The sequence below is a fragment of the Dyella kyungheensis genome, assembly GCF_049913195.1.
GTDB classification, from domain to species: Bacteria; Pseudomonadota; Gammaproteobacteria; order Xanthomonadales; family Rhodanobacteraceae; genus Dyella; species Dyella kyungheensis.
Genome location: NZ_CP183983.1, coordinates 1,652,049 through 1,664,129, shown reverse-complemented (window position 1 = coordinate 1,664,129; position 12,081 = coordinate 1,652,049). Strand labels below are relative to the sequence as shown.

Here is a 12,081-nt window from a genome sequence, read left to right as displayed (position 1 = left end):
CTCCCGCAACAGCCGTTTATCTGGCGTGATGCGACTTCGCAATTTCGTACGACGAAGGACCGCATCGCGCGCATGCCGGCGATGCGGTCCCTGATCGTCAGTGGTTGATCACCAGATCGGCGATGACGCCGGTGGCCACGGCTACCAGCAGGAAATCGCCGGTATCGCTGCGCACCCAAACGTGTTCCGGCGGCGGCGGCGCGAGGTGATAGGCGTGGTAGTCCACGTAGTAGCGACGATCGTGGTAGTACTCCTCGGGCACACGCCCGCCACGGTGATACCAGCCCTCGTGATTGCCGCGGTCATGCACGATCACATAGTCGTGATGGTCGCGGTCATGGCCCTGATCGTGATGATCGTCGCGATGGCCCTGGTCGTGGTCGTGGCGGTCCTGATCGTGGTGGTCGTCGTACTGAAACGGTGCGGCGGCAACGGTGGATGAAGCCATCACGGCGCCGAGCATCAGTGCGAACAAGGTCTTCTTCATGCGAACTCTCCAAGGGGTCATGCCGTGGTCTGGCGCGCCCCCTGGCGCACGTTTCCACGACGGCGCCATGATGTGATTCGCAACGATGCACGATGAGTGAATTCGCTCGCAAAACGATGCGCTTGTGCTGCGCAAGTTCATGCGTTGAATTGGCGTTTGGTTTGGCTGATGCGACGCAACAGCTGCCGGTAAAAGCCATCCATGGCCAGCCCCTGTTCCACGTCCTGCGTTGCAAGGGTTCATCCAAACGCGTTGGCTCAATGCAGCGCCCGGCTACTCAGGCGTTGCTTGAGCGGCGAGGCATCGAGCAGCAGCAGCGTGCGCTGATCGGACAGTTCCACCACCTCGCGCATGTCGTTGCGCAGCGGCAGCTCGATCTGATGGCGCAATATCGCGGGCACGCCGATCTTGTCGCCCGCATCGATGGTCACGATGTTCTCGATGGCGTCGACGATCAGGCCGAACTGTTCCTCGTCGTTTTCCACCACCAGTACCTTCGCGCCGGGAAGGTCGGCATAGCCTTTCATGCCGTAGAGCGCGCGCAGGTCGATGATGGTGATCAGCTTGCGCCGCAGGTTGAGGATGCCGCGCACATGCGCTGGGGCACCGGGCGGCTGCATCACCTCGTGCGGAAAATCGATCACTTCGCGCAGCTGGTCGATGCGCATGCCCATCAGCTGGTCGAGTTTGAAGGTGACATAGGTCTCGCGCACGCCACGACGGCGCTGTCCGCGATCCGCCTCGGACTCCAGCGTGTACAGCGCGCGATGTCCCTGGGTGAGTTCGCTCACGATGGTGTCGCTGAGCAAGGCCGCTTCATTGACGAGGATGATGTCGGGCATGCCGGCGCGGCTGATGCAGCCGGTGAACAGCGGCGGCCGGTCCGGATGGAACGACGGGATCGCCAGCAGTTCCTCGTCCCGATAGCTGACGATGCTTTCCACGTCGTCCACCAGCAGGCCGAAGTCCATCTCCTGCTGGCGGATGACCACGATGCGCCGTGGATCCTCGAAATCGGCGGCGGCCGTGGTGGCGGAAGCCTCACATGGCAAACCCAGGAAACGGGCGAAGTCCAGCACCGGCACGGTGTTGCCGCGCAGGTTGAGCATGCCCAGGCAAAGCTCACTGGCGAGCACCGACTTGAGCAGCTCGGGCACGCGGATGATCTCGTGGATGGCGCCCATCGGCAGCGCCAGGCGCGTGTCGCTGACGCGGAACGACACGCCCTGGCGGCGCTGTCCCTGCGCGGTACGCTGCCGGCCCGATTCGTTCGCGTCGACCTTGGGGATCGGCATGTCGTGCAGGTGCTGCAACGCGTCCACGCTCAGTATCTGCAGGATGCGGTTGCCGCCGTCGAGCTTGAGCGCGCCGCCGATCATCGCGCTGCCGTCGCCCTCGCTGAAGCTCACTTTCTGCTCAGGCTGCACGCGCAGGATTTCGCCGGTGGCGTCGAACAGCAATCCGATACGCCCCTGGCGGAATTCCACGATGGCGATCTTCGCGGCCTCGCGCGCGCCGCCGTCGGGCAGCTGCAGCAATTGCCCCAGGTGCACGATGGGAATCAGGCGGCCGCGCAGATTGAACAGGCCCAGCAGATAGCTCGGCGCCAACGGCACCTGGGTGATCGCGGCGGGATAGTTCACCACCTCCTGCACGGCCGTCACCGGCAGCACGAGTTCGGTGTCGCCCAGGTGGAACGAGCCGAACAATTCGGCGCCATCCTGGCGGGCCGGCGTAGCGATGGGAGATGCCATGAGGTTGCTCCGGTTCACGTGCTGCGGCCAATCGTCTTGACCACGAATTGATGTTGCGCGCAGTCGATCACCAGCTGGCGGCCGCTCTCCCCGCCGATGTCGACATGCACGAGCTTGATCCGGGTCTGGGCGAGCAGCTGCTGCGCCATGCGCGCGTTCTGCTCGCCGATCAGCCCATGCCGAGGTGGCGTGGCGTGCTGCACCATGCAGGCGCCGCCAGCGATCACGGCTTCCACTTCATCCTGTCGTGCGCGCTCAAGGCCCATCATCGAGAACAGCGTGGGCACCGCATCAGTCACGTACTTCGCTCCCTCGCCCGCCGGCGCCTGCGGCGGCTCGGGCAGGAGACAGTGCGCCATCGCATAGAGCCCGCGCTTTCGCCAAAGCAGACCGATGCCGACGCAGGAGCCGAGAATCGCGCGCAGCACGTCGTTGCCGCTGCCGAGCTTCACTTCGCACATGCGCACCTGGATATCGTTGCCGTCAGGCATGCATGCGTTCCTGGCGGCGGTAGATCAGCGGCTGTTCGAAATCGAAACCCACGTTGAGCCGGGTCAGCGATTCCGATTCGCCGATGATCAGCACGCTGTTCGGCGACATTGCGCGCCGCACGTTCTCCAGCACGCCGCACTGCCCTGGCTCATCGAAATAGATCAGGACGTTGCGCAGCAAGGTGATGTCGAAACGCGTGGCGCCATCGAGCCGCTTGTGCAGGTGATGTTCGCGGAACACCACGTGCGAGCGCAGCGCGGGCGACACCGTGTAGCCGTCCTCGCCGGCCTGGAAATACTTGGCCAGCCACGCCGGCTTGGAGCGCTTCAGGCCATCGATACTCTTGCCCTGGTAGTGTCCCGCCTTGCCCACCGCCAGCACCTGGCTGGCGATGTCGGTGGCGAGGATCTGGTACTTGAACGCCGGATGATGCTCGCGGAATTCCTCGCACATCATCGCCATGGAATACGCTTCCTCGCCGGTGGAAGCCGCCGCCGACCACAGCTGCAAGGTGGCGCCCCGGTGCTGCCGGAACCACTCTGGCAGCAGTTGCTGCCAGAGATGGTCCCAGATGCGCGGCGTGCGGAAGAACGAGGTCTCGTTGGTGGTCACCAGGTTGATGAAGGCGCCCACTTCGTCCGGCTGCGCCTCCAGTACCGCGAGATAATCGCGATAGCGGCTGAGTGCCAGCGTCTGCAGGCGACGGCGCAGCCGCCCCTGCAGCAAGGTCCACTTGCGCTCCGCCATGTGGATGCCGGTATGGCGGTGCACCTTGTCCAGCAAGGCACGCTGGGTGGCCAGGTCGATCTCGTTCTCGATATCCATCGTCGACGGCCCTCAGACCACGAAGCGCTGGACGGTCCGGTTCAACTCGTCGGCACCGTGCGTCAATGCCGTGGTGGAGCGGGCGATGGTGTCGCAGGCCGCGGCCGATTTCTCGGTCTCTTCGGCCACCTGCTGGATCGCCGCGCTCACTTCGCGTGCCGCCACCAGCTGCTCGTCCGCACCGCAGGAGATCTCGGAGATCGCCTGGGTGGTGCGGCCCACGCCGGCCACGATCTTCTCGAACGCTTCGCCCGCCTGCTTGGAGATGTCGCTGCCCTGCGCCACGCGCTTGGTCGATTCGTTGATGAGCTTGGAGATCTCCTTGGTGGCCTGCGAGGAACGCTCCGCCAGCTTGCGCACTTCGTCCGCCACCACCGAGAAGCCCAGGCCGTGCTCGCCCGCACGCGCCGCCTCGATGGCCGCGTTGAAGGCCAGCAGGTTGGTCTGGCTGGCGATCTCGCCGATCACCTTGATGATCTCGCTGATGTCTTCGGACGACTTGTTGATCAGGTCCATCGCCTCGATCGAACGCGCGATGGCCTTGGCGCCGCGTTCGGCTTCCTGGTGCGTGTCCTTGGCGAGCTGGTCGGCGCTGCGCGAGTTGTTCGCGATGGAGTTGATCGAGGCGGTGAGTTCCTCGATCGAGGCATTCATCTCTTCCACCGTGGCGCCCAGCAGTTGCGCGCCGCTGGCCACGCCGCTGGCGCGACCGGCGATCTCCTGCGAACTGCCGGAGAAGCCGCTGGCCGAATCGACCACCTTGCCGATGACACTGCGCAGGTCGCTCATCATCTGCTGGATACCGTCGGCCAGCTGGTCGATGGGATCGCTGCCTTCGACGCGCACCTCGCCGGTGAGGTCGCCTTCCGCGGCCAGACGCACGGTCTTGAGCAGGGCTTCGACCTTGCGCTGGTCTTCGGCGGCACGACGCTTCACGCTTTCTTCCAGTTCGACCTGGGCGGTGACGTCGGTGGCGAACTTGACCACTTTGTGCAGGCGGCCGTTGCCGTCGTAGATCGGGTTGTAGGTGGCCTGGATCCAGATCGGTCGGCCGCCCTTGCCCAGCCGCATGTAGCGACCGGCGTCGAATTCGCCGCGATTGAGCTTGGCCCAGAAATCGGCATACGCCTGGCTGGCCGTGTAGCTTTCTTCGCAGAACAAGCGGTGGTGGCGGCCCTGGATTTCCTCCAGCTGGTAGCCCATCGCCTTGAGGAAATTGTCGTTCGCATGCAGCACGTGGCCGGCGAGGTCGAATTCGATCATCGCCTGCGCCTTGTCGATGGCATTGACCTTGCCCTCGAACTCCGCCTTCTGCTGGCGGCTGGCGGTGACGTCGGTGGCGAACTTCACCACTTTGTACGGCTTGCCGTTCTCGTCGAACACGGGGTTGTAGGACGCGTTGATCCACACCTCGCGTCCATCGCCGCCGATGCGCTTGTATTCGCCGCGGTCGAGCACGCCCTTGGCCAGGTTTTCCCAGAACTTCTTGTACTGCGCGCTGGCCGCATACGCGGGCTCGCAGAAGATGCGATGGTGCTGGCCGCGAATCTCCTCCAGCGTGTATCCCATCGCGTTGAGGAAGTTGTCGTTCGCGTGGAGGATCTTGCCCTTGAGGTCGAACTCGATCACCGCCTGGACGCGGTTGAGTGCCTCGTTGACGGCCCTGAGCTCGTGCGGCACGAGCTGCAATTCCGGTGTCTCTTTTCCCATCGCCCCTCTCCCTCGTTAATGAGAACGCATCGGTTACGGACGGGAGAGGATGTGGCGAGTTCGCGGCGCCCCTTGCGGCGCCGCGGACTCCGTTGCCGCACGATCCGAAGGCATGCGTCGACCGTCCAGCGCGCCTTGGCTGGCTATCGTGGACTGCCTTCGTCAGTACTCCCCCGCGTATGAGGTATCGGCGCTGGGAGAATCGTCTTTAGGCCTAAAAAGCCGTGGAATTTCCGTGATTTTCGCGCACTTCGTGAGACTGGCCGATTCCTTGGAAAATAGATCGAGGCAATGTGACGGACGTCTCAAAAAGTCACGTCCATTGCCCCGTCCATTGCCCCGTCCATCGCCAACGGCCTATCACCTATGGCCGATGGGCTGCTTGCCGGTGATCAGGGCGCCGCAGCCTGTTTGAGCGTCGACTGCGGCCGCGCCACCGCATACATGTCCCAGGCGATCTGCTTGAGCAGGCCATTGCGATCGGTGCCGACGACGTACAGATCGAAATGCGTCTTGCCGGGCAGGAAGCGGATGTCGGAACGCGCGTGCAGGCCATCCAGCACGGCTTTCAGGCGATGCGCGGGGCCGTCGAGATAGAACGTGTCCGCACCGCCTACGTAGACGTGGATCTTGCCGTCCAGGTCCGGCTTCAGCTGCGGCCACTGGGCCTGCAGGCGACGGGCGATGTCGTAGTGCTCGCTCCAGTAGGCCACCACGCTGGCATCCACGTCGCCGGTATCGCGGTCGAACAGCGGCAGCGGACGGCCATCGACGCCGCGCGGCGAGAACACCCACTCGAACGAGGCCATCTGCCCGCCGTAGCTGCCGAACACGCGTTCCAGCTTCGCGTACTGCTCATAGGTGGCGATCACCTTGCCGTTGTCGCGAATCAGCGGGTACGCGGTGCCGTCGGGCTTGCGATAGACGTTGGCGTGCGGCGCATACAGATCCACGCCGGTGAAGTCGTGGAAGTCGCTCGGGTCGGGCGAGGTGGACCAGGTGCCGCCGAACATCTTCGGGTAGCGCGTCTGCAGCCACAGCGTGGCCCAGCCACCGGAGGAATGGCCGTTGAGGAAACGGCCGCTGGGCTTGGCGTCCATGCGGAAGCTCGATTCCAGCTGCGGGATCAGTTCCTCGGTCAGCGCCTTGCCCCAGGGTCCATTGTTGACCGAATCGACGAACTCGTGCGTGCCGGTCGGCAGCGATTCGTCCAGCAACACCCAGATCATCGGCGGCATCTGCCCCTTGGACATCGCCTGCCAGAGATTGGTGGCGACACCCGCAAAGCGATTCATGCCGCCGCCGAAGCCGTGCGTGTAATACACCACCGGATAGGTGGCGCTGCCCTTGGCGTCGTAACCCGGCGGCAGCACCACCCTGGCGCGCATATGGATCGGCCGCCCCCAGAACGCGGTGAGTGCGGGACTGAGGAAGTCGATGTCCTGCGTGTGCTTGCGTGCCTCGGGCACCACATCGCGCAAGGCCGGATTGACCATGCTCCACGCGTCGATCGCAGGCAACTGCGTGGCCAGCTTCAGCGGCGGCAGACCGGTGGCCGGCAGGTGCAGCTTGACCACCTCGCTGACCAGATCGCCCTCGCCGCGAGCGCTGTAGTTGTAGCTGTGGTTGGTGTCGAGCACGGCCTGAACGTAGTAGTCGCCCGCGGGCAGCTGGCTGAATGCGGCGGGATAAGCCTGCTGGTCGGCATCGATGTCGATGCCCTGCCCCGCCACCAGGCGGTTCACTTCGCGCGCCGCCACGTTCACCTTGTCGGGCGCGAGCGGATCGAGATCCACCTGCTCCACCTTGCCGTTCTTCGAGCCAGCCTCGGCGTCCTTGGCCGGTTCGGCGAAGACCAGCAGGCGGCCGGACGCCACCTCCGTGCCGGGAACCGCCAGGTCCACATGGAAACGCTGCGCCACACCGGCCTGTTCGGCGCTGGCGCAAGTGGTGGCAGCCAGTCCCAGGCACAACAGGACGGCAAGCTTCAATCGATGTGACCGCATGATCCACTCCACGATGGGGTTTTCCCCTTTGAACGAACCTTCGGGGGAACGGCCGACAAAGTCCATCACCCCGTCCCCGCCTGCTTCGATCAGCGGATGCGCTCACCGGTGCCATACGGCGGCTTGTCCTGCTGCCTGATCCAGTCCGCCAGCAGGCGGAAATAATCATTGGTGATACGCGTGACCTTGCGACTGCCATCCGGCTTCTGCACGAATTCGTACATGCCGTGATCGGTATACGGGAAGACGTAGAGATCGATCGGTTTGCCTTCGTGTTTCAACGCAACCAGACGCTCGCGCGTCACGCTGCCAGGCGCATCGCGATCGTCACCGGCCAACACCCACAGCTGGGGCACGCCCAGTGTGCGAATGGCGCTGATCGCATCGTAATGCCAGATGATGTTGAGGCTGTCGTGGCGGGGAGCGCCGGTGCGGCGCAGGTCGGCTTCGTCCTCGGCCAACAGTTCGCCGGTGTACTCGCCTTCGATGATATGCAGCCACGGTTCCTTGGCAAACTTGCGCTTCACCGCCTCCAGCTGGTCGTAGCCGGCGGTGAAGTGCGACGCCATCACCGCCCCGGTGGCATCGGTGACTTCGCGTGCCTTGGCGATGGCCGCGGCGTCATAGCCCTTCTCTTGCATCTCCAGCACGACCTGCTGCTGGTCTTCCTCCAGCGGTGTCATCACCAGGCCAAAACCCACGGCTACGTAGTCGGCATGCGCCAGCGCCGCCGCGCGCGGTGCCACCCAGCCACCCTGGCTGCCGCCGAAGAAACCGGCGCGAGAATACCGGCCTGCGTCGAGCCTGCGCGCTTCATCCAGCGCGGCAGCGGCGTCGTCGGCCAGCAGTTCGAAGTTCTGCGTGTAATCGCCTTCGGAAGCACCGGTGCCGCGTTTGTCGTAAGCGAACACGGCCAAGCCTTCGGCGGCGAACACATAGGGGTAGTAGCCGCCAATGCCCGGCGTCTTCTCCGAACCGTGCACGAACACCACCAGCGGAGGTTTGCCGTTGGACTGCGCCGGTTCGATCAGCACACCCGCCAGCTCGGTTCCATGACTCTTGAACCGCGTCGGCGTTTCGCGCAGGGGCACTTTGGGCTGCGCCGCATAACCGCCGTCGGCTTGGCGCACGCTCACCACGCCCTTGTCGCAGTGCACGAGCCCGTCGCTGCCATTGACGTCGTCGCGACGACCATCAAGAAACGTATAGCGTTCCGGTGCATCGGCACCGCTGGAGGTGGGATTGGAAATCACCACCGGCGGCTTGCCGGGCTCGCCGTACACACCGTATGCGCACGAAGGCGGCGCGGCGAAGGCGACGCCTGCAAACGAAAAGCACAGCAGGCTTGCAACGAAACGTTTCATGCAACAGGAACTCCATCGCGGGGACGCCACCACTATAGGCGGCGTCCCGCACGCACCACCCCTGCTATTGGTCAGGGCGTGCCGGAGGTCGTGGTCTTGGCCGGCGACAGGCGCAGGTCCTGGAAGTCGAAGCTGAAATCGGTGAGCGGCGAGACGGGCTGCATGCGCACCTCGCGGATCTTGCCGTCGGCATCCAGCGCGTAGTTCACGAACGCATCGGCGTTGAGCGCACGATCGTCCCAGCGCACGATGAAGGTGTCGTGCTGCCACGGCGTCATCGTGCCCACCAGTTGCGCGGTCTTGGAGAAACGCATGCGCAGCTTGCCGTTCTGCTGGCTCACCACGATGTCGCCGTACCACGGGTCCTTGAAGGTGCCCGCGTACCCCGACAGCGGCAGCGACGGCTTGCCGTTCTTGTCGCGCGCCTTCTCGTGCATCTTCCAGCTGTCGTCGGCGTTGCCTTCGGACTTCTTCACCGCGGCGGCGTAAGCGGCCAGCCAATCCTTCTTGTCCTTGCCCAGATAGGCATCGAGCACGCGATAGGTCACCGCGTTGAATGCAGCGCCCGATTCCTGGCTGGTCAACACCACCACGCCGAGCTTGAGTTCCGGCACCAGCGTGATGCGCGAGACCATGCCGGGCCAACCGCCGGTGTGCCATACCAGGCGCGCGCCTTGGTAATCGGAGAGGAACCAGCCTTCGCCGTAGCCGGCGAAATTCGGACGCGCGGCCTGCAGCTCCGGCACCGGCGGCTCGGAGATCTTCATCGGCGTGAGCATCGACCACATCTGCTTCTGGCTGTCTTCGGAGAACAGCGCCTTGCCGTCCGGCAGTTTGCCGCCGGCGAGTTGCACGTTCATCCACTTGGCCAGATCGTGCACGCTGGCGTAGATGCCGCCGGCGCCCGAATTGTTCGACCAGGCCATCGGCGGCACCGGCTTCAATTCGGTGAAGTTGAACTTGGCGTGGCCCATCGCCACGTCCATGCCCGGCTTGAGCTGGCTCATGTCGATCAGCGATTCGTCCATGCCCACCGGCTTGAAGATGCGCTGGCTGATGAAGTCGGCGTAGCTCTGGCCGGACACCTGCTCGATCACCAGCGTGGCCACGGCGAACAGGATGTTGTCGTAGGCATAGGCGCTGCGGAAGCTGGTGGCCAGCGGCACGTTGCGCAGGTGCTGCACCACTTCCTTGGTGGAATACGAGGTGGGCGGCCAGTACAACAGGTCGCCCGCGCCCAGGCCCAGGCCACTGCGATGCGCCAGCAGGTCGCGGATGCGCATTTCGCGCGTCACGTACGGATCGGACATCTGGAACCACGGCAGATGATCGATCACGCGATCATCCATGTTGAGCTTGCCTTCCTCCGCCAGCATCTGCAGTGCCGCCGCGGTGAACGCCTTGGTGTTGGAGGCGATGGCGAAGCGCGTGCGCGCATCCACCGCTTCGGGCTTGCCCAGTTCGCGCACGCCGTAGCCCTGTTCCAGCACCACCTGCCCATCCTTCACGATGGCCACGGCGATGCCCGGCACATCGAACTGCTTGCGCACGGCATCGACGTAGGCGGTGAAGTCCTGCAGCTGGGCCGGCAAGGCCGGCGCGCTGGTGGCGACGGCAGGCGTTGCGGCCGTCGCGGGCGCGGTCTGGGCCCAGGCCGGTGCCGTCAGCGCCAGCAGCGCAACACAGCCCACCAGGCGCGGGGAAAGGGTTCGCAGGAACATTCGGCAACTCCGCCACGGCAAAGCACATCACTATCGCGGCAAAGGGCTTCCTGATCCAGCACTGAAAGTCATGTTGGCCGCTATCTCGACGCGACGGGCCGCGACCCGGATCATGCACGGCTGTATCGAGGAGTCTGCATGAACGAACTGGTCGAATGGATCGCCACCCACGCCTTGCCGATCTGGGCGCTGCTGTTGGTGGCCGCCCTGCTGGTGGGCGACCGGGCATGGCAATGGAACCGCCAGCACGGCCAGGCCACCCTCGCCGCCGGCCGCCAGCCGACCGCCCTGCGCGGCATCACGGCGCTGCTCATGCTGGTCTGCCTGTGCCTGCTGTTTGCGGCCATCGCACTGGCGTTGAAGGAAGAAGCGCTGCGCTGGCTGCCCTCGTTCGATGAAACGCTGGCCGAGGATCTGCGCGCGACCCTGCAGCCGGGCGTGCTGCGGCTGGTGGCGGCGGTGTCGCACCTGGGCGACCTCGGTTCGGTCGCCGTTGTCACGGTGGTGGTGCTGGCCATGCTGCTGTTCCAGCGCCGCCTGCAGCTCGCCACCTGCTGGACCGTCGCGATGGCGGGCGTGGTGCCCATCAACAGCGGCCTGAAGGCCGTGTTCGAACGGCCGCGCCCGTTGCACAACCACGGCTTCATCGTCGAGCACGGCTGGAGCTTTCCCAGCGGCCACGCGTTCGGCGCCATCGTGTTCTACGGCATGCTCGCCTATGTGCTGCTGCGCGTGCTGCCGCACCGCTGGCATCGCTGGGTGATTGCCGGCGCGGTGGCCATGATCGGCGTGATCGGCCTCAGCCGCATCGTGCTGCAAGTGCATTATTTCAGCGACGTGGTGGCTGGTTATATCAGCGGATCGGCATGGCTGGTGGTGTGTATCGCCGGTGCGGAGTGGTGGCGGTTGCGGCGCTCGCCCTGACCCCCTGGCACCTCACCCTTGTGGGAGCGCACTTGTGCGCGACTGCCACGTCAAATCCCGCCTCTTTGATCGGTTATCGCAAGACCTGTCGCGCACAAGTGCGCTCCCACAGAGAGGCATCAGCCATCGGGTGGCGCTGCGATAACACCTCACCCTTGTGGGAGCGCACCCTGTGCGCGACTGCCACGTCTGATCTCGCCTCTTTGATCGGTTATCGCGAGGCCCGTCACGCACAGGGTGCGCTCCCACAGGGACAGGTCACCGTCAATTCGGGGAATAGAGCTTGCGCTGCAGCAGCTGCCTCGAGGCATCGTCGGGCGCGCCCAGCCAGATGAAATCGTCGTTGGCCGGATCGTTGCTGTCGGCATTGTTCAAGGCCGCGGGTTTGCGGCGCGCGAACAGGCCGGACATGGCGTGGGTGTTTTCGTCGTAGAGGATGAGGATGCGTTCGGACGGGCAATCGTGCGGCTTGCACGCTTCGGCCAGCATCTGGGTATGGCCGTCGATCACCACTTGCTGCGCCGGCGTCGCCACCCCGCCCTGGCTGGCCCAAGCCGGCAATTGCTCGGCACCCGACAAGGCCGCAAACGCCGTGGAGAAATCCGGGCGTTGCATCAAGTCGTAGAGATAGGTCAGTCCACCGGGTGAACTGGCGCTGCTGCTGACCGCCAGCGTCGGCGCCGACGTCGCGGCAGACGGCGCGGCCGTTGCAGCCGCGTGCGGCTCATGCTGATCCGAGCAGGCCACGCAAGCGGCCAGCAAACCCAGCGTGACGATCGAACGGTAGTCCATGACGGG

Annotated in this window: 10 protein-coding genes; 1 reads left to right on the top strand and 9 read right to left on the bottom strand. The window is 64.8% G+C overall.

Annotated elements, in window-relative coordinates:
• Positions 1-97 precede the first annotated feature (97 nt).
• The 8 genes from ACN9MB_RS07205 to ACN9MB_RS07170 all read right to left on the bottom strand — a co-directional run bounded on the left by ACN9MB_RS07205 (position 98) and on the right by ACN9MB_RS07170 (position 10,359).
• Positions 98-487 (bottom strand): RcnB family protein, encoded by a 390-nt coding sequence (locus ACN9MB_RS07205; RefSeq protein WP_204635404.1) that lies wholly within the window; start codon positions 485-487, stop codon positions 98-100.
• A 257-nt stretch (positions 488-744) separates the two neighbouring features.
• Positions 745-2,241, bottom strand: a complete 1,497-nt coding sequence (locus ACN9MB_RS07200) for a chemotaxis protein CheW (RefSeq protein ID WP_426271278.1) — start codon at positions 2,239-2,241, stop codon at positions 745-747.
• 14 nt (positions 2,242-2,255) lie between these two features.
• On the bottom strand, positions 2,256-2,732 hold the full coding sequence (locus tag ACN9MB_RS07195; protein WP_426271277.1) for a chemotaxis protein CheD: 477 nt from the start codon (positions 2,730-2,732) through the stop codon (positions 2,256-2,258).
• Entirely contained in the window at positions 2,725-3,558 is an 834-nt protein-coding gene (locus ACN9MB_RS07190; protein ID WP_426271276.1) for a CheR family methyltransferase, read from the bottom strand. The genes ACN9MB_RS07195 and ACN9MB_RS07190 overlap by 8 nt, the downstream gene beginning before the upstream one ends.
• Positions 3,559-3,570: 12 nt before the next feature.
• Complete coding sequence (locus ACN9MB_RS07185) at positions 3,571-5,268, bottom strand: methyl-accepting chemotaxis protein (protein WP_204635400.1); 1,698 nt, start codon at positions 5,266-5,268, stop codon at positions 3,571-3,573.
• Positions 5,269-5,660: 392 nt separating this feature from the next.
• Positions 5,661-7,274, bottom strand: a complete 1,614-nt coding sequence (locus ACN9MB_RS07180; protein WP_426271274.1) for an alpha/beta hydrolase — start codon at positions 7,272-7,274, stop codon at positions 5,661-5,663.
• An 89-nt stretch (positions 7,275-7,363) separates the two neighbouring features.
• Positions 7,364-8,638 (bottom strand): alpha/beta hydrolase family protein, encoded by a 1,275-nt coding sequence (locus ACN9MB_RS07175; protein ID WP_426271273.1) that lies wholly within the window; start codon positions 8,636-8,638, stop codon positions 7,364-7,366.
• Between the two features lie 71 nt (positions 8,639-8,709).
• Complete coding sequence (locus tag ACN9MB_RS07170) at positions 8,710-10,359, bottom strand: serine hydrolase (RefSeq protein ID WP_426271272.1); 1,650 nt, start codon at positions 10,357-10,359, stop codon at positions 8,710-8,712.
• 138 nt (positions 10,360-10,497) lie between these two features.
• Here ACN9MB_RS07170 and ACN9MB_RS07165 point away from each other — a divergent pair, with 138 nt between their 5' ends.
• Positions 10,498-11,283: a phosphatase PAP2 family protein gene (locus ACN9MB_RS07165; RefSeq protein WP_426271271.1), complete on the top strand. Its 786-nt coding sequence runs from the start codon at positions 10,498-10,500 to the stop codon at positions 11,281-11,283.
• Positions 11,284-11,547: 264 nt separating this feature from the next.
• On the opposite strand, the gene ACN9MB_RS07160 is transcribed toward ACN9MB_RS07165, so the two are convergent.
• A complete protein-coding gene (locus ACN9MB_RS07160; protein ID WP_426271270.1) occupies positions 11,548-12,075 on the bottom strand; it encodes an Ivy family c-type lysozyme inhibitor in 528 nt (175 codons plus the stop codon).
• Between the last annotated feature and the right edge of the window lie 6 nt (positions 12,076-12,081).

Bases quoted from the DNA above. Each gene is read 5' to 3' on its own strand.
- ACN9MB_RS07185 (WP_204635400.1), bottom strand. From the start codon at position 5,268: ATGGGAAAAGAGACACCGGAATTGCAGCTCGTGCCGCACGAGCTCAGG.
- ACN9MB_RS07205 (WP_204635404.1), bottom strand. From the start codon at position 487: ATGAAGAAGACCTTGTTCGCACTGATGCTCGGCGCCGTGATGGCTTCA.
- ACN9MB_RS07170 (WP_426271272.1), bottom strand. From the start codon at position 10,359: ATGTTCCTGCGAACCCTTTCCCCGCGCCTGGTGGGCTGTGTTGCGCTG.
- ACN9MB_RS07190 (WP_426271276.1), bottom strand. From the start codon at position 3,558: ATGGATATCGAGAACGAGATCGACCTGGCCACCCAGCGTGCCTTGCTG.
- ACN9MB_RS07160 (WP_426271270.1), bottom strand. From the start codon at position 12,075: ATGGACTACCGTTCGATCGTCACGCTGGGTTTGCTGGCCGCTTGCGTG.
- ACN9MB_RS07200 (WP_426271278.1), bottom strand. From the start codon at position 2,241: ATGGCATCTCCCATCGCTACGCCGGCCCGCCAGGATGGCGCCGAATTG.
- ACN9MB_RS07195 (WP_426271277.1), bottom strand. From the start codon at position 2,732: ATGCCTGACGGCAACGATATCCAGGTGCGCATGTGCGAAGTGAAGCTC.
- ACN9MB_RS07180 (WP_426271274.1), bottom strand. From the start codon at position 7,274: ATGCGGTCACATCGATTGAAGCTTGCCGTCCTGTTGTGCCTGGGACTG.
- ACN9MB_RS07175 (WP_426271273.1), bottom strand. From the start codon at position 8,638: ATGAAACGTTTCGTTGCAAGCCTGCTGTGCTTTTCGTTTGCAGGCGTC.
- ACN9MB_RS07165 (WP_426271271.1), top strand. From the start codon at position 10,498: ATGAACGAACTGGTCGAATGGATCGCCACCCACGCCTTGCCGATCTGG.